This is a genomic window from Clostridioides sp. GD02377, assembly GCF_045899875.1.
Lineage (GTDB): Bacteria > Bacillota > Clostridia > Peptostreptococcales > Peptostreptococcaceae > Clostridioides > Clostridioides difficile_A.
Genome location: NZ_JBJODA010000005.1, coordinates 161,846 through 188,090, shown reverse-complemented (window position 1 = coordinate 188,090; position 26,245 = coordinate 161,846). Strand labels below are relative to the sequence as shown.

Annotated in this window: 18 protein-coding genes, 1 tRNA gene and 3 riboswitches; of the genes, 10 read left to right on the top strand and 9 right to left on the bottom strand. The window is 27.1% G+C overall.

The window, feature by feature from the left end; genetic code table 11:
• Window positions 1-358: 358 nt before the first annotated feature.
• Complete coding sequence (locus tag Q3304_RS06095) at window positions 359-2,233, top strand: putative bifunctional diguanylate cyclase/phosphodiesterase (protein WP_407814649.1); 1,875 nt, start codon at window positions 359-361, stop codon at window positions 2,231-2,233.
• 50 nt (window positions 2,234-2,283) lie between these two features.
• On the opposite strand, the gene Q3304_RS06090 is transcribed toward Q3304_RS06095, so the two are convergent.
• The 3 genes from Q3304_RS06090 to Q3304_RS06080 all read right to left on the bottom strand — a co-directional run bounded on the left by Q3304_RS06090 (window position 2,284) and on the right by Q3304_RS06080 (window position 5,077).
• On the bottom strand, window positions 2,284-2,883 hold the full coding sequence (locus Q3304_RS06090; protein WP_407814650.1) for a TerD family protein: 600 nt from the start codon (window positions 2,881-2,883) through the stop codon (window positions 2,284-2,286).
• A gap of 102 nt (window positions 2,884-2,985) precedes the next feature.
• Window positions 2,986-3,783, bottom strand: coding sequence for a MetQ/NlpA family ABC transporter substrate-binding protein (locus tag Q3304_RS06085; RefSeq protein ID WP_054270133.1), 798 nt, complete (start codon window positions 3,781-3,783; stop codon window positions 2,986-2,988).
• Between the two features lie 111 nt (window positions 3,784-3,894).
• Window positions 3,895-4,000, bottom strand: a riboswitch (SAM riboswitch).
• Window positions 4,001-4,090: 90 nt separating this feature from the next.
• Window positions 4,091-5,077, bottom strand: coding sequence for a lipoate--protein ligase (locus Q3304_RS06080; protein WP_407814651.1), 987 nt, complete (start codon window positions 5,075-5,077; stop codon window positions 4,091-4,093).
• 258 nt (window positions 5,078-5,335) lie between these two features.
• Window positions 5,336-5,512: riboswitch (Lysine riboswitch) on the top strand.
• Between the two features lie 138 nt (window positions 5,513-5,650).
• On the opposite strand from Q3304_RS06080, the gene Q3304_RS06075 reads away from it, so the two are divergent.
• The 5 genes from Q3304_RS06075 to Q3304_RS06055 all read left to right on the top strand — a co-directional run bounded on the left by Q3304_RS06075 (window position 5,651) and on the right by Q3304_RS06055 (window position 15,116).
• Window positions 5,651-7,381 (top strand): Na+/H+ antiporter NhaC family protein, encoded by a 1,731-nt coding sequence (locus Q3304_RS06075; RefSeq protein ID WP_407814652.1) that lies wholly within the window; start codon window positions 5,651-5,653, stop codon window positions 7,379-7,381.
• Window positions 7,382-7,490: 109 nt separating this feature from the next.
• Window positions 7,491-7,571: transfer RNA gene (locus Q3304_RS06070), tRNA-Leu, on the top strand.
• Window positions 7,572-8,091: 520 nt separating this feature from the next.
• Window positions 8,092-8,196, top strand: a riboswitch (glycine riboswitch).
• A gap of 209 nt (window positions 8,197-8,405) precedes the next feature.
• The gene (gene gcvPA, locus Q3304_RS06065) at window positions 8,406-10,880 is read left to right on the top strand and encodes an aminomethyl-transferring glycine dehydrogenase subunit GcvPA (protein WP_407814866.1); all 2,475 of its coding nucleotides are present in this window, start codon (window positions 8,406-8,408) and stop codon (window positions 10,878-10,880) included.
• Window positions 10,880-12,337 (top strand): aminomethyl-transferring glycine dehydrogenase subunit GcvPB, encoded by a 1,458-nt coding sequence (gcvPB, locus tag Q3304_RS06060; protein WP_054270136.1) that lies wholly within the window; start codon window positions 10,880-10,882, stop codon window positions 12,335-12,337. The genes gcvPA and gcvPB overlap by 1 nt, the downstream gene beginning before the upstream one ends.
• 421 nt (window positions 12,338-12,758) lie before the next feature.
• Window positions 12,759-15,116 (top strand): HAD-IC family P-type ATPase, encoded by a 2,358-nt coding sequence (locus tag Q3304_RS06055; protein WP_407814867.1) that lies wholly within the window; start codon window positions 12,759-12,761, stop codon window positions 15,114-15,116.
• Window positions 15,117-15,202: 86 nt separating this feature from the next.
• Here the strand turns inward: Q3304_RS06055 and Q3304_RS06050 are convergent, their stop codons facing one another.
• The 4 genes from Q3304_RS06050 to Q3304_RS06035 all read right to left on the bottom strand — a co-directional run bounded on the left by Q3304_RS06050 (window position 15,203) and on the right by Q3304_RS06035 (window position 19,609).
• Window positions 15,203-15,520 (bottom strand): pyrimidine/purine nucleoside phosphorylase, encoded by a 318-nt coding sequence (locus Q3304_RS06050; protein ID WP_054270138.1) that lies wholly within the window; start codon window positions 15,518-15,520, stop codon window positions 15,203-15,205.
• 727 nt (window positions 15,521-16,247) lie between these two features.
• Window positions 16,248-17,525, bottom strand: coding sequence for an amidohydrolase family protein (locus tag Q3304_RS06045; RefSeq protein WP_407814868.1), 1,278 nt, complete (start codon window positions 17,523-17,525; stop codon window positions 16,248-16,250).
• Between the two features lie 979 nt (window positions 17,526-18,504).
• Window positions 18,505-18,870, bottom strand: coding sequence for a VOC family protein (locus Q3304_RS06040; protein WP_407814869.1), 366 nt, complete (start codon window positions 18,868-18,870; stop codon window positions 18,505-18,507).
• Window positions 18,871-19,057: 187 nt separating this feature from the next.
• Window positions 19,058-19,609, bottom strand: coding sequence for a helix-turn-helix domain-containing protein (locus Q3304_RS06035; protein ID WP_407814870.1), 552 nt, complete (start codon window positions 19,607-19,609; stop codon window positions 19,058-19,060).
• A gap of 190 nt (window positions 19,610-19,799) precedes the next feature.
• Between Q3304_RS06035 and Q3304_RS06030 the strand changes: the two genes are divergently transcribed.
• On the top strand, window positions 19,800-20,762 hold the full coding sequence (locus Q3304_RS06030; protein WP_407814871.1) for a PLP-dependent cysteine synthase family protein: 963 nt from the start codon (window positions 19,800-19,802) through the stop codon (window positions 20,760-20,762).
• Between the two features lie 413 nt (window positions 20,763-21,175).
• Here the strand turns inward: Q3304_RS06030 and Q3304_RS06025 are convergent, their stop codons facing one another.
• On the bottom strand, window positions 21,176-21,496 hold the full coding sequence (locus tag Q3304_RS06025; protein WP_054270150.1) for a TIGR04076 family protein: 321 nt from the start codon (window positions 21,494-21,496) through the stop codon (window positions 21,176-21,178).
• 680 nt (window positions 21,497-22,176) lie between these two features.
• Window positions 22,177-22,353: a hypothetical protein gene (locus Q3304_RS06020; protein ID WP_009889562.1), complete on the bottom strand. Its 177-nt coding sequence runs from the start codon at window positions 22,351-22,353 to the stop codon at window positions 22,177-22,179.
• A gap of 1,096 nt (window positions 22,354-23,449) precedes the next feature.
• Between Q3304_RS06020 and Q3304_RS06015 the strand changes: the two genes are divergently transcribed.
• Genes Q3304_RS06015 through Q3304_RS06005 form a run of 3 tightly spaced genes read left to right on the top strand, consistent with a single transcriptional unit; the run spans window position 23,450 to window position 26,151 of the window.
• Window positions 23,450-24,472: a hypothetical protein gene (locus tag Q3304_RS06015; protein ID WP_407814872.1), complete on the top strand. Its 1,023-nt coding sequence runs from the start codon at window positions 23,450-23,452 to the stop codon at window positions 24,470-24,472.
• Between the two features lie 12 nt (window positions 24,473-24,484).
• Window positions 24,485-25,372, top strand: a complete 888-nt coding sequence (locus Q3304_RS06010) for an ABC transporter ATP-binding protein (RefSeq protein ID WP_407814873.1) — start codon at window positions 24,485-24,487, stop codon at window positions 25,370-25,372.
• Between the two features lie 5 nt (window positions 25,373-25,377).
• Window positions 25,378-26,151 carry an ABC transporter permease gene (locus Q3304_RS06005; RefSeq protein WP_407814874.1) on the top strand — a complete coding sequence of 258 codons (774 nt, stop codon included), beginning with the start codon at window positions 25,378-25,380 and terminating at the stop codon, window positions 26,149-26,151.
• Window positions 26,152-26,245: the final 94 nt, after the last annotated feature.

Here is a 26,245-nt window from a genome sequence, read left to right as displayed (position 1 = left end):
TTATGATTTAAATAATAATCTTAATTACAATATAAATCTATTCAAAATATAATAAAATACAAAGTTATACTGGACAAAAAGAATAATTTTTAAATATAATTGAACTATATAGATGTATGTTGTCGCAATTATATAGTTTTAAGCTATGTTTTACAACTAAAAGTAAGATAACTATATTTGAAAATAAGAATTTCTATATAAAAAACGTTTTTGTAAATAGATATAATGCTAAAAATAAACTATGTAAAATAAAAATTTCTATATCTTAATTGCATATAAGTTTTTATTGGAATTTCATGCATCTTATTTGAAAAATGATTATACACATGAAAAACAACATAGAGGATAGGGGTATTTTATGAAGAGAGTTTTGAAGGTAACTATCTTAGTATTATTTATTTTATTAATTTCTATAAGTTCCATTTCGATTAAATTGATTCATAATATTGGGGACTATGGAAAACTTATTAATTATGTTGGCATTGTTCGGGGAGCTAGTCAGCGTTTAAGCAAATTAGAAATGAACAATAAACCCAATGATGAGTTGATAGATTATATTGATGGGATTTTACATGAATTGATTACAGGGGATGGAAAGTACGGTTTGGTAGATGCTGATTGCAAAAAATATAATGAGTACTTATTTTTACTAGAAAAAAAGTGGAAAGATTTAAACACTGAAATAGAAAAAGTAAGGATGAATGAAGAGAATAATCATTTATTAGATATAAGTGAAGAATTTTTTAATCTTGCAAATAGTACCGTGTTTGAGATAGAAAATTTCTCTAAAGAAAAAAGTGATTATCTAATGACTTTAATAATCATTATATCTATTATAGGTATGTTAGCATGGATTATATTGATTATACAATATAATAGAAAATTAATTAGTTTGGAAAAACTAAATGTAGATTTAAAAAACATTGCATATAAAGATGAGCTAACAGGAGCAAATACTATAGAAAAGTTTAAGATAGATGCAAATCAAAATATTCACAAATATAAAGATAAGAAATTTGCTATATTCTATATTGATTTTGAAAATTTTAAATACGTTAATGATATATTTGGATATGATTATGGAGATATGATACTGAAAAGATATGCTAATCTTATGATGAATGATATTGGAAAATATGAGATATTCGCAAGAGAAATTGCAGATAGATTTATTGCTTTAAGATGTTATGTAGATAAGTCAGATTTAGTAATAAGGCAAAGAGTTGTAGATGATAAACTAATTAATATTACAAATGAAATTAAAAACAAATATAGTATTACTATTGTCAGTGGAATTTGTTGTATTGAAGATGTGATTGAAAAACTAAACATAGATGATTTAATAAATCGGGCAAACTTTGCACAAAAAACTGTTAAAAATAAACCAGGGACTAATTATGCTTTTTATAATGAAAATATTCGTAAAAAAATGATTGAAGAAAATACAATCAGAAGTAGAATACATGAAGCTATTGAAAATAAAGAATTTATAGTTTATTTTCAACCTAAAGTTAATTTACATAATCAAAAAATAGATTGTGCAGAAGCTTTAGTACGTTGGATGACTCCAGATAAAGGGATTATATCTCCTGCAGTATTTATTCCAATATTGGAAAAGGATTTTTTTATTGGTTTAGTGGATAAGTATGTTTTTGAAGAAGTCTGTATATGGATTAGAAAGAGATTAGATGAAAATAAACCATTTGTTCAGATATCAGTTAATGTTTCTAGAATACAGTTCTATAATACTAAATTTGTGGAAACTTACTCAAATATACAAAAGAAATATAATATACCCCAAAATACTATAGAAATTGAATTTACTGAGAGTGTTGCTTTTGAGAATCAAGAACACTTTTTGGAAATTATACATGATTTACATGAAAATGGATTTACTTGTTCTCTAGATGACTTTGGAAAAGGTTACTCATCTTTAGGTGTCTTAAAAGATTTACCATTTGATGTTTTGAAGCTTGATTCTATGTTTTTTAATGCTAGTTTAGACAAAGAAAAAGAAAGAACAGTAATAAAAAATATTATACATATGCTAAAAGAATTGAATATTACAACTGTTGCTGAAGGTATTGAATATAAGGAGCAAGTTGAGTTTCTAAAGGAGATTGGATGTGATTTAGTTCAAGGATATGTATTTTATAAACCAATGCCCATGTTAGAATTTGAGGAACTACTGGATAAAGAATGTGTTTATAATAGTTATCAAGTAAATACTTAATGAAAAAAGGGACTGTAAGTAAATTTACTTGTAGTCCCTTATAAATACACTTATTTTCTTCCTGCAACCCATTTTAAGCCCCAATGGAACTCATTGTCCATTTCTCTATGACCTTTAAAGTATTTAATTACTTTTTCAACACTGAATGTCTCATCATTTACATTTTCTATCAAGGCTATTGAACACATATTATAGCCATTTTTATATTCATCAAGTTTAACAACTAAATCTGAGTCCTGTTTCTGTTTGATTGTTACAATTCCATCAGCCTCAGACCAATTAGCTACACCTTCATAGATAAAAGCATAAATAAGTATTCTTTTTATTTCTTTTATTTTATTACCATTTATTCTTATGTTTTCTCCTTGTGTATTGCTACCTGTTCGGTCATCTCCATCTAATTGAGCAAAAGGCGGATGTTCTAAACTACCAAAAGAATTACCTAACGCCTGTACAGCACCTTTTACACCATTTTTCATTTCAAACAAGCAACCTAAATCTAAATCTATATTACTGCTTTTTAGAGAGCCAAAAAAACCTTTTTTTTGTATTTTTTGATTCCAATTTAAATTAACTAAGATTTCACCTAAATCACTATTTTCTTTTTTTGTAAGGTTTATTTTTTGCCCCTTTTTTAATTCTATAGCCATAGTAATTTTCCTCCATAAACATAGATTTACTTAAATGGTAGCACTTAACAAGTCAATATTCAACAAGATTAGAATAATAATATTAAAATTATACTAAATATACTAGAAAACAGGAATTACAATGCCTTTATATTTCTCTTCAATTATACTTCTTGCTTTATCTGATGTAAGAACATCTTGTAGAACTTTAATTTTTTCACTATCTTTATCTTCAGTTCTAAATGCCAAAAGATTTGCATACTCATCATTTATAGGTGCTGTATAAAGTCCATTTTTCTTAGCATCAAGGCCAGCAGGTACTGCGTATGTAGTATCTATAAATGCAGCAGTTACATCTGGAAGAGAAGATGGAATCTGAGCAATATCCAATTCTTTAAATTGTATGCCTTTTGGATTTTCTATTATATCTTTAGGACTAACTAATCCATCACCTTTAGGTAAAGTTAAAAGTCCGATACTTTCAAGGTATCTAAGGTCTTTAGAACAAGAAGATGGGTTGTTACTTATTGCGATTGTATCTCCTTTTTTAAATTCATCAATAGATTTTATCTTGTAAGAGTAAAGGATTGCTGGGCATACATATAGTTTTTTTCCAGCCATTATTTTATATCCTTTAGCTTTAACAGCTTCTTTTAGATAAGGTTCATGTTGGAATAGATTTGCATCAATTTCTCCGTTATTTAAAGCTTCGTTTGGAAGTATATAGTCATCAAAATTTTTAACCTCCAAAGTATAACCTTTTTCTTCGATAAGTGGTTTTAATTCTTCTAATAATTCTCCACCTGGTACTAAAGTAGCGCCAACAACAATTTTTTTATCATCGTTACCTTTAGAACATCCAACTATAGATAAAGTAAAAACTAGACATAATAATAAACTTAATAATTTTTTGAATTTCATATAAATTCCCTCCTGAATATGATTGATTAGTTAAAAATAAAATACCCTCTTTTATCACACTGCAAAATAAAATAAGCCTGAGTTTAAACTCAGGCTTTAAAAGCTAATTTAGACTCATCTTTCAGTATAATACTGCAGGATTTAGCACCAATGTATATAAAAATATACTGGTTGCTGGGTTTCATAGGGCCAGTCCCTTCACCACTCTGGATAAGAAGTATCAATTTTTAATTATGTTATAAATATTATCATGATTTTTTACATATGTAAACATAATTTTATAAATATTTTAAAATTTTTAATATTTCTATTTAACACCTAAGATTCCAGAAATTAGAATATCAGTGTCAGCTCCTAAGAAATAATCATTTATTTCAATGGAATCTAAAACATTCCTTAAAGCATTCTCTTCATGTTTCGTTCCAGCAAGTTTATCTTCCACAAATGAAACATCATGTTTTCCAAAAAAGTCTCCAAAAAATTTTATAGTAGTTATTATTCCCTTATCAACATTTAGATTAAACTCAACGTTTCCACCAGAATATTTTAACTCATTTGAAAGGGTATATTTTGGTGAATTACCAAAGTTCCAATCCCAAGTTTCATATTTTGACTTAATAAGTTTTTCTATTTGTTCTATGTCATAATCACTTAAATAATAATTAGTATTATCAGTGTTAGTTTTAGAGAGATAATTCATTATTGCGTCCTTAAATTCTAGTATATCCATTTTAGATTGTAGATGTTCACTTATATTAGTTACACGAGATTTTACAGACTTTATGCCCTTTCCTTCAAATTTTATAGGTTTTACCTTTAGAGCTTTTGAAAGGTCATTTATCTCAGATGAAAATAACAGTGTACCATGATGCATCACCTTATTTTTGTAGTTGTATTGAGCATTTCCAGAAAACTTCTTACCATCTATAAGAAGGTCATTTCTTCCAGAAAATTCAGCGTTTACATCTAATGTTTTAAGTAAGTCTATTATTGGTTGAGTGAATCTTCTGAAATCACTAAAGCTATTATTATTGCAGGCTATGAATGTAAAATTTATATTTCCTAAATCATGAAATACAGCTCCACCACCAGATTGTCTCCTAACAACAGGTATAGAATTTTCTTTTATATATTCTAAATTTATTTCTGAAAGTGTATTTTGATTTTTTCCAACAATTATAGAAGGTTCATTCCTCCATAAAATAAATAAGTCTTCGTCAAAATTTTTTAGAAGATATTCTTCCATCGCTAAATTGAAGTAAGGGTTTGTCTTTTCATTGTAAATTAGTAACATTAAAGTAATTCCTCCATATAATTGATAAAATTTTTTTGTTATTCTTAGTACAATTAATTTTATAATTCGACAATAATGTAAAAAGTCCTTTAAATTAGAAGATTTAAAAAAGAAGACAATCTTATATTAATAGAAGTGTATATTAAACATAATTAGAAAAGTTTGGGATTTTATGTAAAAAATAAAAAGGAATTTTAAAAACTAACTTGCAAAGTTTAAATAAATAATATATACTCAAAATATACTTAAAAAAGTGAATAGAAGGGTAGAGGCGCAATAATCTATCAGTACTAATAATGAGTTAAGCACAAAGATTTATTAGGAAAGGAGATATTGCCGAAGTTTTATAATCGATGCTTTAAGATTATATTGCTGGGGGTACATAGAAAATATGTACAACTGTCACAGGTTTATTTGTGGTGAGCTATCATTTAAGGAATTATATTATATTTATTTTAATATTGTTGATGTATTGTAATTTTCAAGCCTTGAGTGTTTAGCACTTAAGGCTTTTTTAGTTTTATCAAATACCCTGTATAATTCACAAAACTAAAAAAAGAGAGGGAGATTTATATGAGAAACAAAAAAATTAATATTATTTTTCTGACGACAATTATGTTTATAATGTCAACAGTAATGGTTTTTGCAGAGGAAGATATAGACACTATCGCACTAGCTAATGCAGAAAAATTTGGAATCTTAACTTTAATACCACCATTAGTTGCTATAATACTTGCATTTATAACTAAAAACGTAATAATTTCTTTACTTATAGGGATTCTTTCTGGGAGTTTTATAATTAAAGCTAGTGGTATAAATGTGTTTGCTACATTCATACAAGCATTTTTAGACTTAGTGGATAGAGCTTTGGTATCGTTATCAGACCCGTGGAATGCAGGGATAATACTACAAGTTCTAGCAATTGGAGGGGTTATAAATCTTGTTGCAAAGATGGGAGGAGCTAAGGCTATAGCTGAGGCACTTGCCAAAAGAGCGAAATCAGCGAAAGGTACACAAATTATAACATGGTTTTTAGGTCTTTTGGTATTCTTTGATGATTATGCAAATTCATTAATAGTAGGTCCTATGATGAGACCTGTTGCAGATAAAATGAAAATATCAAGAGAAAAATTAGCCTTTATAATAGATGCTACAGCAGCACCAGTTGCTGGATTAGCTATAATATCTACATGGATAGGTCTTGAAGTTGGTTTGATACATGATGCTTTTGAAAGTATAAGTGTAGATGTTGATGCATTTGGTATATTTTTAAATACAATACCATTTAGATTTTATAATATATTAATATTAGCATTTATTGTAATATCAGCATTATTATTAAAAGAATTTGGGCCAATGAAAAAAGCAGAAATAAAATCTAGAAGTAGAAAAGTTAGTACAGACCTTGATGAAGGTGTAGAAGAATTAGATGATTTAGCACCAAAAAATGGAGTAAAATTGAGTGTGTGGAATGCTATAATCCCAATAGGAACATTAATAATAGTTGCTTTGGCATCATTCTATTATAGTGGATATACGTCTATAATGGGTGGTGAAGATAAAGCTCTAATACAACTATTTACAAATTCACCATATTCTTTTGGAGCAATAAAAGAAGCATTTAGTGCATCTGATGCATCTAGAGCATTATTCCAATCTGCACTTGTTGCAAGTTTAGTTGCTATTATAATGGCTGTAGTTAAGAAGATTTTTACAGTGTCAGAAGCAATTGATGTTTGGATAGATGGGATGAAAAGTTTAGTAATAACTGGTGTAATATTAATACTTGCATGGTCATTAAGTTCAGTAATAAAAGAATTAGGTACAGCTAAATTTTTGATACACTTATTATCAGGTTCACTACCTCCATTCTTATTGCCAAGTTTAATATTTGGTTTAGGAGCAATAATATCTTTTGCTACTGGAACAGCTTATGGAACAATGGGTATACTTATGCCATTAGCAATACCACTAGCTTACTCATTAAATCCTGATATGTCTTATGTAATAGTGAGTACAAGTGCAGTCTTAACAGGTGCAATATTTGGAGACCACTGTTCTCCGATTTCAGATACAACAATACTTTCTTCGATGGGAGCTGGTTGTAATCATATAGACCATGTTAATACTCAAATGCCATATGCTATATTTACAGCAGTAATCACTATTGTATTTGGATATATACCAGCTGGATTAGGATTGCCAATATATATAGTATTACCAGTAGCTATAGCTGCTGTATTTGTTGGTATTCAAATAATTGGTAAGAGAGTTGATGAAGCAGAGATAGAACTTGCAGAATAAAGATATAAATAAATTTAACCTTTTATTATCATTCTTTTGTTAGTTTTTAGATAATTTTAAAAAGTTATTGAAAATAATAGCGAAATATAGTAAAATAAAAGAGTGATAAGCGGATGTGGCGGAATTGGCAGACGCACTAGACTTAGGATCTAGCGCCATTGGCGTGGGGGTTCGACTCCCTTCATCCGCACTCTACAGTACTTAGTTGTGCTGAAAAAAACTGGGATTGCTGGCTTTCGGAGTGGGCTATCCCGTTTTTATTTTTTGATAAATCAAATATAATATGAATATATTTCTAAGGATATTTTATTAATAAATATAAAAGCACATTGAGTGCTTTTTTTTGTTGTTTAAAATTACAATTACATATAAGTTCTTAGATATTTGTCAATAAGATAAAATCTTATTTTTCACAAAGATAAATTTGCAAACGATTCTATTGCATGTATAAATATATCTTTAACATAATATAGTAAATTACAATATAACTTTACTTTTAGTGTTTTATATGACATGCTAGTAATAAATTAAATAAATATATTATTTTACATTAATATATAACATATATGTATAAAAGTTAATATTATAAAAGTAGTATAATTGATAATAAAAACTTAACAAAAAAATTAATACATAAAAAAAAATAAATATAATGTGTTGACATTTAATTGAAATATTCATACAATAAAAATGAAAATAAATATTTCCAAATGAGATTAGCGAGAGAGATCTTTATATAAAAAGGCGCCGAAGAAGCAATTTAAGAAATGCCAATTCTTAGAGAAACTTTCAGGCAAATATATCGCTAATTGATGGGACTCTGGAGAGACTTAGGTTAATAGACTATAAGTCACCGAAGAAGCAAAATAATATTAAATTATTAAATCTTTCAGGTATACAAACAGGGATATATAGGCTAGGATTATTTTCTATGCTGATATATCTTTTTTTTATGAAAAAGTACAGGACATAATATCGAAATTACTTAAATATAGTGGGTCTAAATTTATAGGGAGGGTTATATATGAATGAATTGAAAAGAGTGCCTTTGTATAATATACACAAAGAGCTTGGAGCAAAACTTGTTGAATTTGCTGGCTGGGAAATGCCTTTAGAATATGAAGGAATAAATAAAGAGCATGAAATGGTTAGAAAAAGTGCAGGTATATTTGATGTATCTCATATGGGAGAGGTACAAATAAAAGGTGTAGATTCAGAAAAATTTATACAAAATTTAGTTACAAATGATATAAGCACATTAAAGATAAATGACATTATATATACACCTATGTGTTATGAAAATGGAGGAGTAGTTGACGATTTATTAATATATAAATTTGGTGAAGAAGATTATTTATTAGTAATAAATGCAGGGAATATAGATAAAGATGTAGCATGGATAATAAAACAAAGTGAAGGATACCATGTAGATATAAAAAATGTTTCTAATGAAGTTAGTCAACTAGCAGTTCAAGGGCCTAAAGCAGAAGAAATTCTTCAAAAAATCATAGATATAGATTTAAAATCAATAAAATTTTATAAGTCAATTCCATCAATAAAAATATGTGGTTTAACTTGTTTAGTTTCAAGAACAGGATATACTGGAGAAGATGGATTTGAGATATATTGTAAAAGCGAACATACAGAAATAATTTGGAATGAAGTTTTAAAGGCTGGAGGAGAAGACATATGTCCTGCTGGTTTAGGCTGTAGAGATACTTTGAGATTTGAAGCAGCTCTACCTCTGTATGGCCATGAAATAAATGAACATATATCTCCAATTGAAGGAGGCTTATCAATTTTTGTAAAAACAAACAAGGAAGGCTTTGTTGGGAAAACAATCTTATCAGAAGAAAAAGAAAGTGGAGCTAAAAGAAAATTAATAGGCTTTGAGATGCAAGGTAAAGGGATGCCTAGAAATGGATACGATATAAAGATTGGCGACAAAACAGTAGGTTTTGTAACAACAGGATGTGCATCCCCAACAACAGGAAAAATTTTAGGTATGGGAATTATAGATTCTGAATATGCAAAATTAGGAAATGAAATAGGGATAGCAATAAGAAAAAAAGTTGTTCCTGCGATGATAGTTAAGAAACCTTTTTACAAAAAGCAATATAAAAAAGATAATACTATATCAAATGAAGAGAATAAATTTTCATATATACCTGCCACAAGTGAAGATAAATCAAAAATGCTAAAGGTAGTAGGATTAAATTCAGTTGATGAATTATTTTCAGATATACCAGATGAAATAAAGTTAAAAAGAGATTTGAATTTAGAAAGTGGGAAATCTGAATTAGAAGTAAGTAAAATAGTAAAAAGATTGTCAGAAGAAAATTTAAGTTTAGAAGATTTAACTTGTTTTCTTGGAGCTGGTGCATATGACCATTATATACCATCAATTATAAAACAGATAACTTCAAGATCTGAGTTTTATACAGCATATACTCCATATCAAGCTGAAATAAGTCAAGGGACTTTACAAGTAGTGTTTGAGTTCCAATCTATGATTGCAGAAATTACTGGCATGGAAATTGCAAATGCATCAATGTATGATGGGGCAACTGCTGCAATAGAAGCATGTATAATGGCTATGAACCAGACGAGAAAAAGTAAAATAGTAGTATCAAAAACTACACATCCTGAAACTTTATCAGTACTAAAGACTTATCTGCAATATAAAGATTGTGAAATAGTAGAAATTGATTTTTGTAATGAATATGGAATTACAGATATAGAAAAATTAAGAGCTTCAGTAGATAAAGATACAGCATGTGTTCTTATACAGACTCCTAACTTCTTTGGAATTATTGAAGAAATGGAAGAAATAGAAAAAATAACTCATGAAAATAAGGCTATGTTAATTATGAGTGTTGACCCAATATCATTAGGTGTTTTAAAGACACCGGGTGAAATAGGAGCAGATATTGTTGTTGGAGAAGCTCAATCATTAGGAAATCCTATCAATTTTGGAGGTCCTTATGTAGGATTTTTGGCTAGCAAATCTAAGTATACAAGAAAAATGCCAGGAAGAATAGTTGGGCAAAGTTTAGATACAGAAGGTAAAACTGCATATGTACTAACTTTACAAACTAGAGAACAACATGTAAGGAGAGAAAAAGCAACTTCTAATATATGTTCAAATCAAGCCTTAAATGCTCTTGTAGCCTCAATATATATGGCTACTATGGGTAGAGAAGGTTTTAAAGAAGTTGGCATGCAATCTATGAAAAAAGCACATTATGCTTATAATAAACTTATACAAACTGGGAAATATAAGCCAATGTTCAAAGGTAAATTTTTCAAAGAATTTACTGTACAAGGAAATCTTAGTGTAGAAACTATAAATAATAAACTTTTAGAAGAAAATATATTAGGTGGTTATAATTTAGAATACAATTATCCAGAATTAAAAAATTCAACTTTACTTTGTGTGACTGAGAAAAGAAGCAAAGAAGAAATAGATAAGTTAGTTGGAATAATGGAGGGATTATAATGAAAGAATATAATAGTTTGTTGATAGATATATCTAAAAAAGGTAGAAAAGCATATTCACTTCCAAAGTTAGATATAGATGATATAAAAGTAGAAGATATGATTGACCAAAGTATGGTTAGACAAAGTGAATTGAATTTGCCAGAAGTTGGTGAATTAGAATTGGTTAGACATTATACCCTATTATCGAATAAAAATTTTGGAGTTGATACAGGTTTTTATCCTTTAGGTTCTTGTACTATGAAATATAACCCTAAAATAAATGAAGATATGGCAGCACTTCCAAACTTTACAGGAATGCATCCATACCAATCTTCAGATACAGCACAAGGTTCTCTTTCTTTAATGTATGATTTGTCAAGTAGACTTGCAGAAATTACAGGTATGGATGAAGTCACACTACAACCTTCAGCAGGTTCACATGGAGAATTTACAGGGTTAATGATTATAAAAGCATACCATGAAAACAGAGGAGACCATAAGAGAACTAAAGTAATAATTCCTGATTCTGCACATGGAACAAATCCAGCAAGTGCAGCTATGGCAAACTTTGATGTGATTCAGATAGCATCTGATAAAAATGGAGCTGTAGACATAGATGCATTAAAAGAAGTCTTAAGTGATGAAGTAGCAGCTCTTATGCTTACTAACCCAAGTACTCTTGGATTGTTTGAAAAAAATATAAAAGAAATAGCAAGCCTTGTACATGAAGCAGGAGGGCTTTTGTACTATGATGGTGCAAATATGAATGCTATTATGGGAATAACAAGACCTGGAGATATGGGATTTGATGTAGTGCATCTTAATCTTCATAAGACTTTTTCTACTCCTCATGGTGGAGGAGGGCCAGGAGCTGGTCCTGTTGGAGTTAAAAAAGAATTGGTACCTTTTTTACCAATACCAGTGATTGAGAAACAAGAAGATAAGTATGTATTAAATTATGATAGAGAAAAATCTATTGGAAAAATTAAAAACTTCTATGGTAATTTTGGAGTGCTTGTAAGAGCTTACACATATATATTAACTATGGGAAGAGATGGCCTTAAAGAAGCAAGTGAGATGGCAGTTTTAAATGCTAATTATATCAAAGAGAGTATAAAAGATAATTATATCTTACCAATAGATACTTTATGTAAACATGAGTTTGTATTAGGTGGATTACCAAGAGGAGAGGCAAATATAAAAACTATCGATATAGCAAAGAGACTTTTAGATTATGGATACCATCCTCCAACAATGTATTTTCCTCTTATTATAAATGAAGCACTTATGATAGAGCCTACAGAAAGTGAAAGCATTGAAACATTAGATAGTTTTATAGAAGCTATGAAAAATGTTGCTAAAGAGGCAAAAGAAGAACCAGAGCTATTGAAAACTGCTCCACATAATACTTTAGTTAAGAGAGTGGATGACGCAAGAGCGGTAAAGAAACCTATACTTACATGGTCACAAAGATAAAAAATTAAAAGTAGAAATTATAAATATAAAGAAAGTTGTATTTATAAGAAAAAGCTATCTGACTTGATATAGTCTAGATAGCTTTTTTATGTATTGATATGTATGGTATTTAGCACTGAAGTTTTAAATTAAGTTAGCATCCATATAGAATGTTAGGATAATGATTATAATACCAATATTTATAGGTTCTATAGAAATTTATTTTGGGACAATTTATCTACTTTTTAGATTAAGAGAAACTTAACTAAAATATATCGAAATTTATAAAAATTTAGGAAATCTTAAGAATTATAATATTTAAATCTTTAGATTTATATTTTATTATATAAACTATAGAATAATAAAATAAAAAAATTGATACTTTTATAATATATTTGTAGCTTTAAGTATAAAAAAATCGTTAAGTTGAAAGGAGTAGAATATGGATAATATTAATTTAAAAAGGTATAATTGTGATATAAATATGGGGTTAAGCAGTAGACAACTTCAAAGTAGAATAGATGATAACTTAATTAATGAATTAGATAATGCAAAAACTAAAACATATAAACAAATTCTTAAAGATAATGTGTTTACACTTTTTAACTTGATAAATATTGTTTTAGTATGTCTATTAGTATCGGTTGGTTCTTTTAAGAATACTCTATTTATATTTATTGCTGTAATTAATACTATTATAGGGGTGATTCAAGAAATAAGAGCTAAAAGATTGCTAGACAATCTATCTGTCATAGTCTCAAATAAGGTATCCGTTATAAGAGAAAGAGAGAAAAAAGAAATTGATGTACAAGAATTGGTACTAGATGATATTATGATTTTAAAAACAGGTAATCAAATTTGTGCAGATTCAAAAGTTTTAGATGGAAAATTAGAGGTAAATGAGTCTTTAATTACAGGAGAATCTGATATTATTGTAAAAAACAAAGGTGATTTCTTATATTCTGGTAGTTTTATAGTTTCTGGAGAAGCTTTTGTGAGAGTTGAAAATATAGGTAAAGACAACTATGCAAATAAGATAGCTAATGATGCTAAGGTTTCTAGAAAACATAACTCTCAACTTAGAAATTCATTAAATACAATATTAAAAGTTGTAGGTATAATAATTATTCCTCTAGGAATTATATTATTTGCAAAGCAACATTTTGGAAATGGAGATTCTATAACAACATCTGTAGTAGGAACTGTGGCAGCTGTAAATGGAATGATACCAGAGGGATTGACACTACTTACAAGTATTGCATTAGCTGTAGGAACTATAAAGCTTGCAAGTCATAAAACTTTAGTGCAGGAGTTATACTGTGTAGAAACTCTTGCCAGAGTCGATACATTATGCCTTGATAAAACAGGTACAATTACAGAGGGTAAAATGCAAGTTGATGATGTAGTAATGCTAGAGAAAGTAGATATTGATGATATAATGGGCAATATATGTAATGCCCTTAAAGATGATAATGCAACATTAAATGCAATAAGAGATAAATACAATATTTTAGATACATATAAAGTTAAAAATTTAATTCCATTTTCATCAGAAAGAAAATACAGTGGAGTATCCTTTGAAAATAAAGGGACATATTTATTAGGAGCATTTGAGTTTATTTTTAAGGAGAAATATAAAGAGTTTAAAACAGAGGTTGAAAGATATTCTAAAAAAGGTAATAGAGTAATAGTTTTAGCTCATAGTAATTCTTGTATGGAAGGAGACAATATACCTAAAGATATAAAACCACTAGCTTTTATATTGATACTGGACAAAATTAGAGATGAAGCTAAAGAGACATTAGAATTTTTTTACAATGAGGGCGTAGATATAAAAATTATATCTGGAGACAATCCAATAACAGTAAGTGAAGTGGCTAGAAAAGCAGGTCTTAAAACGGCTAGTAATTTTATTGATGCTACAACACTTAAAAATGATGAAGATATATATGAAGCTGTTGATAAATATAGTGTTTTTGGAAGGGTAAGTCCACAACAGAAAAAACAAATGATTTTAGCGCTAAAAAAACAAAATCATACAGTGGCTATGACTGGAGATGGTGTAAATGACGTGTTGGCACTTAAAGAAGCTGATTGTAGTATAGCAATGGCTTCTGGAAGTGATATTACTAAAAATGTTTCTAATTTAGTATTACTGGACTCAAATTTTGCATCAATGCCAAAAGTTGTTATGGAAGGAAGAAAGATAATTAATAATATTCAAAGAGCATCTTCTTTATTTTTAGTAAAGACAATTTTCTCATTCTTCTTGTCTATATTAACATTATTCTTCTTTAGTAGACAGTATCCATTTGTGCCTATACAATTATCACTAATTGGAGCTGTGACAGTTGGGATACCATCATTCTTCTTAGCTCTTGAAGCAAATAAAAGTAGAATTTCAGGAAATTTTTTACTCAATATATTAAAAAATGCCTTACCAGGAGCATTGTGTGTAACAGTAAATGTAATTATTGTGTACAACATAGTTGAATACTTAGGTTATAGTTCAAGCGTATTTTCTACAATGTGTGCGATATTAACTGGTGTATGTGGTCTTTTAATATTAAGACAACAATGTTTACCATTTAATAAAGAAAGATTATTTTTAATTGTAAGTATGACTATTGCATTTGTTATTGGAATTTTGTTTTTAGGTGGATTATTCTCATTTGTAGCATTGAGTAAAGATTTAATTCTTATAACTATAACATTAGCAGTATTAATGCCAATTATGATAAAAGTAATGCTATTCGTATTAGATGAGATATTAGATACAATAGTTCCAGATTTAAATTAAATTTAAGAATATATAAAAAAGAGCAGTTTTTCATTGAACTGCTCTTTTTAGATGTGTTTTATTTTATGTAAGAATATGTATGTTTATTAATCAGCTATATATGAGCAACAGTAGTCAACAACTTCATTAACTTTTAAATCGAAACTTGAATCACTAGGAACATTAAACTTCTGCCCTTCTTTATAAGTTATAAACTCATTACTTCCAGGTAATTTTACATCCATACTTCCAGCAAGCATTTCCATTATTTCTTCTTCTCTAGTAGAAAAAGTATATTCTCCAGGTAACATTAATCCTAAAGTTTTTCTTTCTCCATTAGGAAATATTATTACTCTACTACTTACTTTACCATCAAAATAAACGTTTGCCTTTTTTACTGCAGTAACATTTTTAAATTCACTCATTAGATAAAACCTCCAAAATTATTTATACATATATATTATATAAAAATAACACAAAAATTACTAGATATTTACAAATAAAATTTAGTATTTATTAAAAATTTTAATATAAATAAAAAATAAAGAAAAATAATATATAATATTAGGACTTTTTGAAAGTTTATAATCTTACAAGAGAGTAATTAAATCTTGAATAATTTGAAAATAATAAGATATGAAATGAACTGATTATTCAATAGAGGTTGTGTATCTTCTAACAGCTACAGTTATAATTGTAATAAGTTTTATTTTTTACAATAGATTATTTCAATTTAATAATTTTGATATTCTTATAAATCCAATACTACTTATTTTAATATCATCAGTATTATTTATGAAAATAAAGTTGCAGATAGGATGGGTAATCTTAAGATTTAGTGTATGTAAAGCGTACAACAAAAGTAAAAGTAAAGTTTAAGGTTACCTACCAAAATGAGTTATTAATTTTATAAAACTATAGGTATTCTGCTTAATATCTGGATACATGTAGATAATCTTAAATGCTAAGAGGGGATTATATTAAGGAAAATAGTATTAGTAAAAATATGTTACATTCACTAATACTATAAATAAGCTAAAAAGAGTGTATTTTAACCTATAGTTTTGAGTTTTAAAATACACTCTTTTATTAATTGTAGTCATATAAATGAAACGGATTATATGGACAAATTTTATATAATTAAAATTTTTATTATAATTCTATACTAGGTTCTTCAATTAATTTTCCACATACATATCTATGAATGATATTTCTATCATCACCAATATAGATAAACCTTTCAAGTCTTTCAAGTATAGAATAATTGGCATGATTCAAATCTGAATCATCAATAATTAATGCATCAAAATCATAATCTTCTTCAAAACTACCAACTTTTCCAAAGAAACTTCCTCCACTTTTTGTTGCAATATAAAAAGCTTCAGATAAAGATAAGAAATTACACTTCTTACCAGAATTTACCCAATATAATTTAGATAATTGTATTGCAGATACTATGGCTTTAAATATTGACAAAGTATGCCCACCACTTATATCTGAACCAAGAGCTAATTTAATATTATTATCAATTAATTTTCTAATAGGCATAGCTCCACTACCAACATTAAAGTTAGAAGCTGGGCAGTGAACTGCCATAACATTATTTTCTCTCATTAAATCTATTTCTTCCTGAGAACAATGAATACAGTGAGCCATTAGTGTAGGAGTCTGACCAAATAAATTATATCTATTATAAGCATCTCCATAAAATTTAGATTCAGGTTCTAAACTTTTAACCCATTCGATTTCATCATGATTTTCAGATAAGTGTGATTGCATAGGAATATTATACTTTAAACATAAATCACCCAAACCTTTTAAAAGTTCACTTGTACAGCTTGGTATAAATCTAGGGGTTATTATTGGTTTTACAATAGAATCTGTATCATTGTATTTGTTTATAATTTCTTCTGTGTCAGTAATAGAATCATGAGTATTTTCTAGTAAAGTGTCAGGGCAATTCATATTCATATTTACTTTACCAACGTATGCTCCAAGTCCAACCTCTTTGAATATATCCATAAGTTTCATAGACGCTTCTTTATGTACTGTAGCAAATACAGTTATTCTTGTAGTTCCAAATTTCCAAACCTCTTTCACAAATTTTCTATACATTTTTGTTGCATATTCTATATCTGCATAATTTGATTCTTCTGGAAATGTATAAGTTTCAAGCCATGGTAGAAGTTCTTTATCCATAGCCATTCCTAGATTTTTAAATTGAGATGCATGACAGTGAAGGTCATTCATGCCAGGTATTATAAGTTTGTCAGTGTAATCTATTATTTCTGTGTTTTTATATTCTTTAGGTATTTCTTTAAAGATTCCTTTTACTTTACCTTTGTCTAGTATAATGTAACTATTTTCAAATACTGTGAAAGCATCTGAAGTTTTTGTGAAAATTATATTTCCTTTTATTGCTTTTAACATATAAGTCTCCTTAGTTTTAAATTTGTTAATTTTAATATATGTAGGTCATATTTTGGTTTTATAAATTAAAATTTTACCATATGTATTATATCAAATCTAAGATATAAATTCTATTATATAATAGTAAATAGTAGTGAAATACAGTTGTTTGCTACAATATCCTAAGATACCTATTACTGACCTTTAGTTGATATTTAAGAAAAATATGATATTAACTGATACAAAACTGGACATTATTTATATTATCAGATGCTTCTTTATTCATTTTATTTAAAATGTGAGAATATCTATTCATAGTTAGATAACAAGTATATTACAGTAATAGCATTATTAGTACTTGGGATAGGCTTTTAGTGTGGATGTTAGGATTAAATTCTAGTAGGGTCTTACAAGGTGTAATTTATCTGCAGCTGAGAGAATTAATTCAAAATTTTCAAAGTTAATAATCTTGAACAAGTTGTATATTTTATCAGCCAAGGTTTATTTTAAAAGCTTAAAAAGGGTAATGAAATATTTAATAAGTAATAATAGAAGATATTAAAAAAGAGTGCAAAAGCACTCCAATTGTGAGAAATATATACATGAAATCATTATTACAACAATGAAAAATGTACATATAAGAGACGTTTTGTATTTATCTTACATGATAACCTATTAATGTTAACTAAATGTTCATCATAGTAACATAAAAGAAAAAAGGAGTAATTCATACTCCATTTGTCAAAAATATAAAACTTTCATATAAGGTTATTATAACATAATTAATAAAAGTGTAAAGATATATAATAAATTTGTAAAGCTAAAGATAAAAACATAAATCCTAGTTTAAAGGATTTATCTCAGATTGTTGACTAATAGCTTCTTGGTTTGATAAAACTTAATAAGCTATCTCGATTTTACCATAAGCTTTTTTAAGACTTCAAAGATTGGTATTAACAAGCTAAATTTACAATAGGGTTACTTACTAATATACAATCAGCTATACCCAAAATGCCCACCTTACACCAAATCTATCTTCAAATCTTACAGTGCATGGACTGTAATCTGTGGATTGTATTGGGTTAATTGTAATACTTTCAAACTCCATATTTGAATAAGCTCTTTTTAACTCATCTTCATTATCAAACTGGAGACATAACTGATATCCTCCAGACTTTGAAACTCCATCACTATTACCAAAATCATTTAGTATGAGCAATCCATCATGAATTGTTAGTTCTGCATGAACGACAAGACTTAAATTGGAATCTTCAATGAGCGTTTTAACATCAGCATATAGTGCATTCTTATATAGCTCTATCGCCTCTTTACAATTTCCGTTAAAATATATATGAGTTATGAGCATTAAAATCCCTCCTGTGTTTTATATTATAATATCATTTACATTATACGAATAAATGTTGTCTGCATTATATCATAATCAATTTAAAAAGGCTATCGACAGTTTTATGTTGATAGCCTGATATAAATCTTAGTTTAAAGAATTTATATTTTTGTATAAGAAATAATTATTCTATTTTTAAACAATATTTTTAAACTGGATAGTAATTTATTATTACTGTTTTTAATGTTTTTTCCCCTTGATTATGGTATGTATGTACTGATTCAGCTGAAAAACAAATAGAGTCATTCTCTTTAAGTTGATAAACGCAATCATTTGCTTCTAATTTTAATTGTCCTTCTAGAATCATAATGTATTCTTGTGATTTTTCAGAATGACCAACAGATGTATAACTATGACCCTTTTCTAATTCCATTTGAAATAACTCAAAGTTTCTAGTTGGTGTATTAGGATAATAACAATAAAGACGATAATCTTCATTTTCTGAAACTTGTACATCTATATCAGCTTTTGACACAATAAAAGTTTCGTTTTGAGGTTGATCAAGTATCGCAGTATATGGAACATTTAATCCACTTGCAATTTTCCAAATTGTATTTACTGTTGGATTAGAGTCGCCTTTTTCAATTTGTGATAACATGACCTTACTTACACCAGATAATTCTGCAAGTTGACCTAGACTTAGGTTACGTTCATTACGTAATCTATTTAAATTTTTAGCAATAATAGTATTAATACTCATATTAACTCCTTAAAATGTAAATTATTGACAAATATAGTTTACGAATGTATAATTTATTTAACGTTATTTATAATTTACAAAGGTATAATATAATGAACGTTAAGTATACTGTACATCCGTAATATAAATTATAATGCATAAAGGATTGTTTTTCAATGGATGTTAGTTGAGAGATTAAGGGGGAATTGTAATGCATGTACTTAATAATGTTACAGAAGCTATAGGCAATACTCATATGTTATGTTTATCTAAAATAGCAAAGGAATTTGGAGTTGAAGGTAATATCTATGCAAAGATGGAATATTTAAATCCAGGATTCAGTAAAAAGGATCGTGTAGCATTACAAATGATTACAGAAGCAGAAAATGCAGGGTTATTAGTTCCAGGTCAAGCAGTTGTGGAATTAACAAGTGGCAATACAGGAACAGGATTAGCAATAGCTTGTGCATGTAAAGGTTATAAATTTATTGCATGTATGTCAAAAGGAAATTCTATGGAAAGAGCAAGAATGATGAAAGCTTTAGGAGCAGAAGTAGTTCTTGTAGACCAAATGCCAAATTCAGTTCATGGACAAGTATCAGGTGAAGATTTAGCACTTGTAGAAGTCGAGGCTCAAAAAATAGCAAAAGAAAGAAATGCATTTAGAGCAGACCAATTCAATCTAGAAGCTTGTAACCACGCACATGAAAGTTATACAGCAGAAGAAATGTGGGAGCAATTAGATGGAAATATTGATGTATTTGTAGATTTTCTTGGAAGTGGTAGTACTTTTGCTGGTTGTTCAAAAACACTTAAAAAACATAATACTTCTATTAAATGCTATGTGGTTGAACCTGCAACAGCAGCAATTTATTCAGGTAAAGAAATAACTGACCAAGGGCATAAAATACAAGGTGGAGGCTACTCTATGGATTTGCCACTAGTAGACAAAAAACTTATTGATGGATACATTCAAGTAACAGATGATGAAGCAACTGATGTAGCAAGAAAATTAGCTAAATTAGAGGGTGTCTTTGCAGGTTTTTCTTCTGGCGCAAATGTATGTGCAGCAATTAAGTTATTACAAAGTACAGAAAAAGGGAAAAATATAGTCTTGACTCTTAATGATAGTGGTCTAAAATATTTAAGTACTGATTTATACGAAGAATTATAATAATGTTAGAACAGTGATATATTATTTCTTAAATTAAATATATAGATTTAAATTATAAAAAGTATCTCAATGTAGTTTTTGAAAATTATAAAGGAGATGCTTTTTATTTTATAGATATAGAATGTTATAGGAGTAATAATAAAAATAGTGGGAAATGAATCAATATGTAAGAGGGCATATACTGTAACTATTTTCTCAGATTGTATAAAATTAGATATAAGTATAAATAGATAAAGCTATTCTTATTTAGTAAGCTTTACCTATTATAACTAATTAAAAAAAGTAATCTTGTAGATGCAAATTAGTTTTTGAAAGAAATTAAATTCTGAAATTAGATTTATACTTTAGAAATATAAAGGTATATAAATTTGACTAGATAATAGAATCAATTATTAGTATGAGTGTATTTTATACTACATTTTAGATTCTTCATCTGTTCTCTCAATTTTAAAAATAACAGGACGAATACCATCATTGCAAGAACATATAGCAATTCCTTCTTTATCTATCCAATCTCCATAGTAAAACAATTCACTACCATGAGATAAAGCAAATACATACTGATACATTGCCTTCCATGCTTCATCACATAATTTCTCAGGTTTAGCAAAATCTCCAAAAAATACTTCTCCTACTTTATGCATAGGGCATTTTCCAATACCTTCACATCCATATTTATCTGCTAAATCTTGATGGAATGTAGTTTTTATAACTTCTATTTTACATTTTTTCATAAAAATCATCTCCTTATATATTTGTTTATATAAGTATATGTTCTATTTTATGTTTAAACAAGTACTTACTTTTAAGTAAAGTACTAACGTTTGGGAGAGTACTCTTAATATAGAACTTAGTTATACACAAATCTACAATCGTGTAGATAACATGAAAATTAGTAAATTATTGACATTAAGATAACTTGTATTAAATGAACTTTAAATAAACTAATTCATAAAAATAATAAATAAAAATATAAATAAACATAAAGAAAAGATAAGAATTTTGTCTAGTTATACATTTTTATTGACCAGTTATGCAGTTGATATTGAATATTCTAAATATTGGTGTTATTTTATAGGTGGTTTAAACATACTAGGGGGATTTTATAGATGTTATTTGTATGATTTATAGAGAATGTACAAAATAGTAAAAATTTAGGCTATATTTGATGAGATTACAGAATATATGTATAGAAAAATGCTCATACATTAAGTTAGGTATAAGGAATGTATAATTTGTATTGGATGATTTATTTTTATATGTATGCTTTTAACTGTTTTAATGAAAAAGTAAAGATGTACTCCCAATACATCTTTACTTTAGCAGAAGTTATAGTTACTTATAAAGTACAAAAAAATTATATATTTATTAAGGTAGGTAAATCCAAAAAGGCTTTCCTAGGAAAAACTTAATTTTAATTATATCGACTCACTAATAATAAAACTTGATGTAAGCATGTTTCAACTACAGTTTCTCCATATTCTGATATAAAATCATCTAATTGTGTATCTAAAAAATTACAATAATCGTATGAACTACTTATATAAGCAGTTAATATATGTGTACATTTGTCTATTTCTCCAATAAACATATTATTCATCCCCCTAAAAAATTTAGTAAAATCAAAAATTGTATTTTAGTAACAAAATAACAAAACTTATAAAATTTTTTAGTACTAGTTCCTATAACTCTATAAAACCAAATCTTCCTAGTTTTACCAATTTAGTTTTATTCTACAAATATATAATACTAGAAGATGCTTTATTATTCAACATGCTTGTTTGAAAATGAAAAATATTATGAAATTATACTTATTGCTTTTAAAAGAAAAACTAATGATAAATAAGTTTATATTCAATTATTTATATTAAAAATTGTGATTTGAAATTAACTAGTTTAATTTCAAATGGGTAAATATAAAAAGTAGCTGGATAAAATTTTTAAAACAAAAGAGCAAAATATAAAATTTATTTTACTATTGGTAAAAATTTTTAAGGCATATATAATAAAAAAATATATAAAGTCTTTATAAACAACAAAAGATATAGAGAATTGTGCATAACAATTCTTTATATCTTTTTAACATATTTAAAAATTTTATAACTTAATAAGAAATTTAGAAATACACATAGAGTAAATTTTATTAATTAATATTAAATAAACTAGATAAAAGAATAACTATTTAATAATCTTTCCACAATAAGGACAGTAAGAGCCACTCTTTAAAAGTTCCATCCTTGAATCTAGACAATGATTACAGTTTGGACAACGGTAAAATTGCCACTCAATAAAAATACCAAAAAGAATAAAAATAATTGAAAACATATAATTTCCAATAAAAATAATAAAGGCAGCTGCAATGATAAACATGCTGATGGATGCTAAAAAGCTTATTTTCAACTTTGTATAAATATTTATATTTCTCATATAATCACCAACTTATTTTAAATTTAATCTTACTAATAAAAGTATAGCAAGTCTCTTATAAAAAAGAGAATCTAAAAGATTACAATAAAAAATAAACATATTACAAGTTATTTTATAAAATAGTAAATTTAAAAGCCTACTTTTGATGAGTTTCAATAAATCAAATAATTTAAGCTTTATTTAAGGTTAAGACTATATTGATATAAGATTCAAGTTTTAATATATATGTGTAATCAAAATAATTTAGGAGGATTAGTACATTGGTAAATTGGGAAATGAAAAAACTGATTAAATCTAAAAATATGTTTATATCTTTAGGGATATTAATGTTAATACTATCAATCAATATCTTTGTTAAACCTGTTTTAGAGACGGAAAATTATTATATAGATAAAGAAAGAGGGCGTATAGAAGATACAAGAAGTAGTGATGATATAGGTAATTATAAATTTCAAAATAAGATTAATATTTTAAATCAACTTTCAAATCAAAAAGATACAGATGTATTTTCTAAAAAAATTAAGTCAATGTCAAATATCAAACTTTATAATTTAAGTGTGAATCAGTATAAAGATGTTAGTTTTTGGAAGGTGTTTAATTATAGAGCTACAAATACACTTATAAATGTAGGGATGTTAATTACTATCGCTATAATTATCTCAAATATTTATATAGACGAAGTGGTTTCTTCAGTAAGAGATATCATACTATCATCAAAAGAGAAGAAAAAAGCATTAAAGTCAAAAATAGTTGTTGCTTTATTAGTTCCACTAATAATTTATTCTGTTTATTTGATTGGAATATTCATCATAACTTGTATGCAACAAGGTATGCCAACTAATGGAGATTTAGAAGCTTTCAGAATAGTAGATAACATAGCTACTTTGAAATCAAATTTAAGAATAATAAATTATGTGATATCAAATATAGGTATCGAGCTTTTAATGTTTGAAGGATGGGCTATGATAGCCATATTAGGTTCATTTATAAGTAAATCTTCAATAACATCAATAAGTTTTTTTATATTTATTATAGCTATAACTAAGATAATGTCAGTAATTCATGTATTACCTAAAAAATTACTTTTAGTTATTTCTACTGTAAATTATTATGATTTGATATTTGGATTTAATAAAATAATAGGAAATTATCTAGGAGAGATTATGATATTTAAAATGCATATAGATATTGTTAATCTATCAATAGGGTTTTTGATAGCAATATTCGTAGGTGCTATGTCATTATGTTTCTTAGTAATAAAGTCAGATTATATAAGTAAATAAAGGAGAGTTAAGATGAATAAGTTAGAAATAAAAAATCTTTCAAAGATATATGGTAAAAAAGCAGTAAATGATAATATTACAATAACGCTAGAAAATGGAGTTTATGGTCTTTTAGGACCCAATGGAGCAGGAAAATCTACTTTAATGAAACAAATAACAACATTGATAAAACCTAACAATGGCCAAATTCTCTATAATGGTAAGGATATATTTAAGATGGATGATGATTATAGAAACATTTTAGGATACTTGCCACAAGAATTTGGAATTTATAAAAACTTTACAGCAAAACAATTTTTACAGTATATAGGGGCATTAAAAGGTTTAAAGGGAAAAGATTTAGATAGTAATATAGATGAATTATTGGAATTAGTAGGACTTTATGATGTAAGAAATAAGGCTATAGGAAAATTTTCTGGTGGTATGAAGAGAAGAGTTGGCATAGCACAAGTTTTATTAAATAATCCGAAAATAATAGTCCTTGATGAGCCAACAGCTGGTCTTGACCCACAAGAAAGAGCTAGATTTAGAAACTTAATAGCTAAAATATCTAGAGATAAGATAATAATTCTTTCTACTCATATAATTTCAGACATAGAATCAGTTGCAAAAGAAACAATAATGATTAAAAATGGTAAACTTCTAGTGAAAGGAACACACAAAGAAATATTAAGTCACATGGAAAATAAAGTATATCATATTCAAGTTGAAAATGAGTGTGAAATTGATAAAATTCAATCTAAGTATAAGGTTATAAGTATTCAAAGTGATGTTAATTCAATAGTACTTAGAATAGTTTCAGATGATATTCCAACTGAAACTAATACACAAGCAGTTCAAGCAAAATTTGAAGATGTATATATGTTTTACTTTGATTTAGAAGATGCAAAGGAGGTATAGTATAAATGATGTATTTAGTTAAATCTGAAATGATAAAAATATTAAAATCAAAAAGTATTTGGACGGTTTGGTTGTTTCTGCTATTTTTTGGTTTTGTTCTGATTAGAAAATTTGATGTTTTAGATACGTACTCAGATATATTTTACAAGATAGAAGGTTCTATACCTTTAATAGGTTTAGTAATGTTTATAATAACTTCTGGAAATTATACAAAAGAATATGATTCTAATATGACTGGTTTAATAAATACAACTAAAAATGGTAAAAAATCAGTAGTATTATCAAAACTAGTAGCTAATGGTTTAATTTTGTCTATGATTAATATTTCTTTTATACTATTAGTAGGAATTAGAGGATTTAGTTTTTTTGAATTTAAATATTTGGATGAACCAATTAAAAACTTATGGTATTTTGGAAATAGTAATTTAAATCTTACAGTAATCCAAATGTATCTTATTGTTATAGTAACAACTATTTTGGCTTCTTTTATATTTGCACAAATAGGTTTAACACTTTCATCTATATTTAAATCCTCTATAATACCATTTATACTAGGTGGATTGATAATGGCAATACCATATTTTAGCGTAGGTTTTATTCCAGATAAAGCCATAAAATTTATGTCAATAACTCCAAACTGGATTATGATGAGTCAACAAATTGTTAGATACAATGTACCAAATACATTGATAGGTTTATCAATAGTAATCTCAATTACATTAATGATAATATTAACCCAAATAACATATAAAAATTTTACATCAAGTGAAAGATTTTAACCAAAAATAATAGTAACTTTATTTATGTATTAACCTATTTTAAAACAATATAAATAAATTTTTAAGAAAATGTATGCTAATATATAGGTAAATT

Excerpts from the sequence above, each read along its gene's own strand:
- Q3304_RS06095 (WP_407814649.1), top strand. The coding sequence starts at position 359 with ATGAAGAGAGTTTTGAAGGTAACTATCTTAGTATTATTTATTTTATTA.
- Q3304_RS06090 (WP_407814650.1), bottom strand. The coding sequence starts at position 2,883 with ATGGCTATAGAATTAAAAAAGGGGCAAAAAATAAACCTTACAAAAAAA.
- Q3304_RS06085 (WP_054270133.1), bottom strand. The coding sequence starts at position 3,783 with ATGAAATTCAAAAAATTATTAAGTTTATTATTATGTCTAGTTTTTACT.
- Q3304_RS06080 (WP_407814651.1), bottom strand. The coding sequence starts at position 5,077 with ATGTTACTAATTTACAATGAAAAGACAAACCCTTACTTCAATTTAGCG.
- Q3304_RS06075 (WP_407814652.1), top strand. The coding sequence starts at position 5,651 with ATGAGAAACAAAAAAATTAATATTATTTTTCTGACGACAATTATGTTT.
- gcvPA (WP_407814866.1), top strand. The coding sequence starts at position 8,406 with ATGAATGAATTGAAAAGAGTGCCTTTGTATAATATACACAAAGAGCTT.
- gcvPB (WP_054270136.1), top strand. The coding sequence starts at position 10,880 with ATGAAAGAATATAATAGTTTGTTGATAGATATATCTAAAAAAGGTAGA.
- Q3304_RS06055 (WP_407814867.1), top strand. The coding sequence starts at position 12,759 with ATGGATAATATTAATTTAAAAAGGTATAATTGTGATATAAATATGGGG.
- Q3304_RS06050 (WP_054270138.1), bottom strand. The coding sequence starts at position 15,520 with ATGAGTGAATTTAAAAATGTTACTGCAGTAAAAAAGGCAAACGTTTAT.
- Q3304_RS06045 (WP_407814868.1), bottom strand. The coding sequence starts at position 17,525 with ATGTTAAAAGCAATAAAAGGAAATATAATTTTCACAAAAACTTCAGAT.
- Q3304_RS06040 (WP_407814869.1), bottom strand. The coding sequence starts at position 18,870 with ATGCTCATAACTCATATATATTTTAACGGAAATTGTAAAGAGGCGATA.
- Q3304_RS06035 (WP_407814870.1), bottom strand. The coding sequence starts at position 19,609 with ATGAGTATTAATACTATTATTGCTAAAAATTTAAATAGATTACGTAAT.
- Q3304_RS06030 (WP_407814871.1), top strand. The coding sequence starts at position 19,800 with ATGCATGTACTTAATAATGTTACAGAAGCTATAGGCAATACTCATATG.
- Q3304_RS06025 (WP_054270150.1), bottom strand. The coding sequence starts at position 21,496 with ATGAAAAAATGTAAAATAGAAGTTATAAAAACTACATTCCATCAAGAT.
- Q3304_RS06020 (WP_009889562.1), bottom strand. The coding sequence starts at position 22,353 with ATGTTTATTGGAGAAATAGACAAATGTACACATATATTAACTGCTTAT.
- Q3304_RS06010 (WP_407814873.1), top strand. The coding sequence starts at position 24,485 with ATGAATAAGTTAGAAATAAAAAATCTTTCAAAGATATATGGTAAAAAA.
- Q3304_RS06005 (WP_407814874.1), top strand. The coding sequence starts at position 25,378 with ATGATGTATTTAGTTAAATCTGAAATGATAAAAATATTAAAATCAAAA.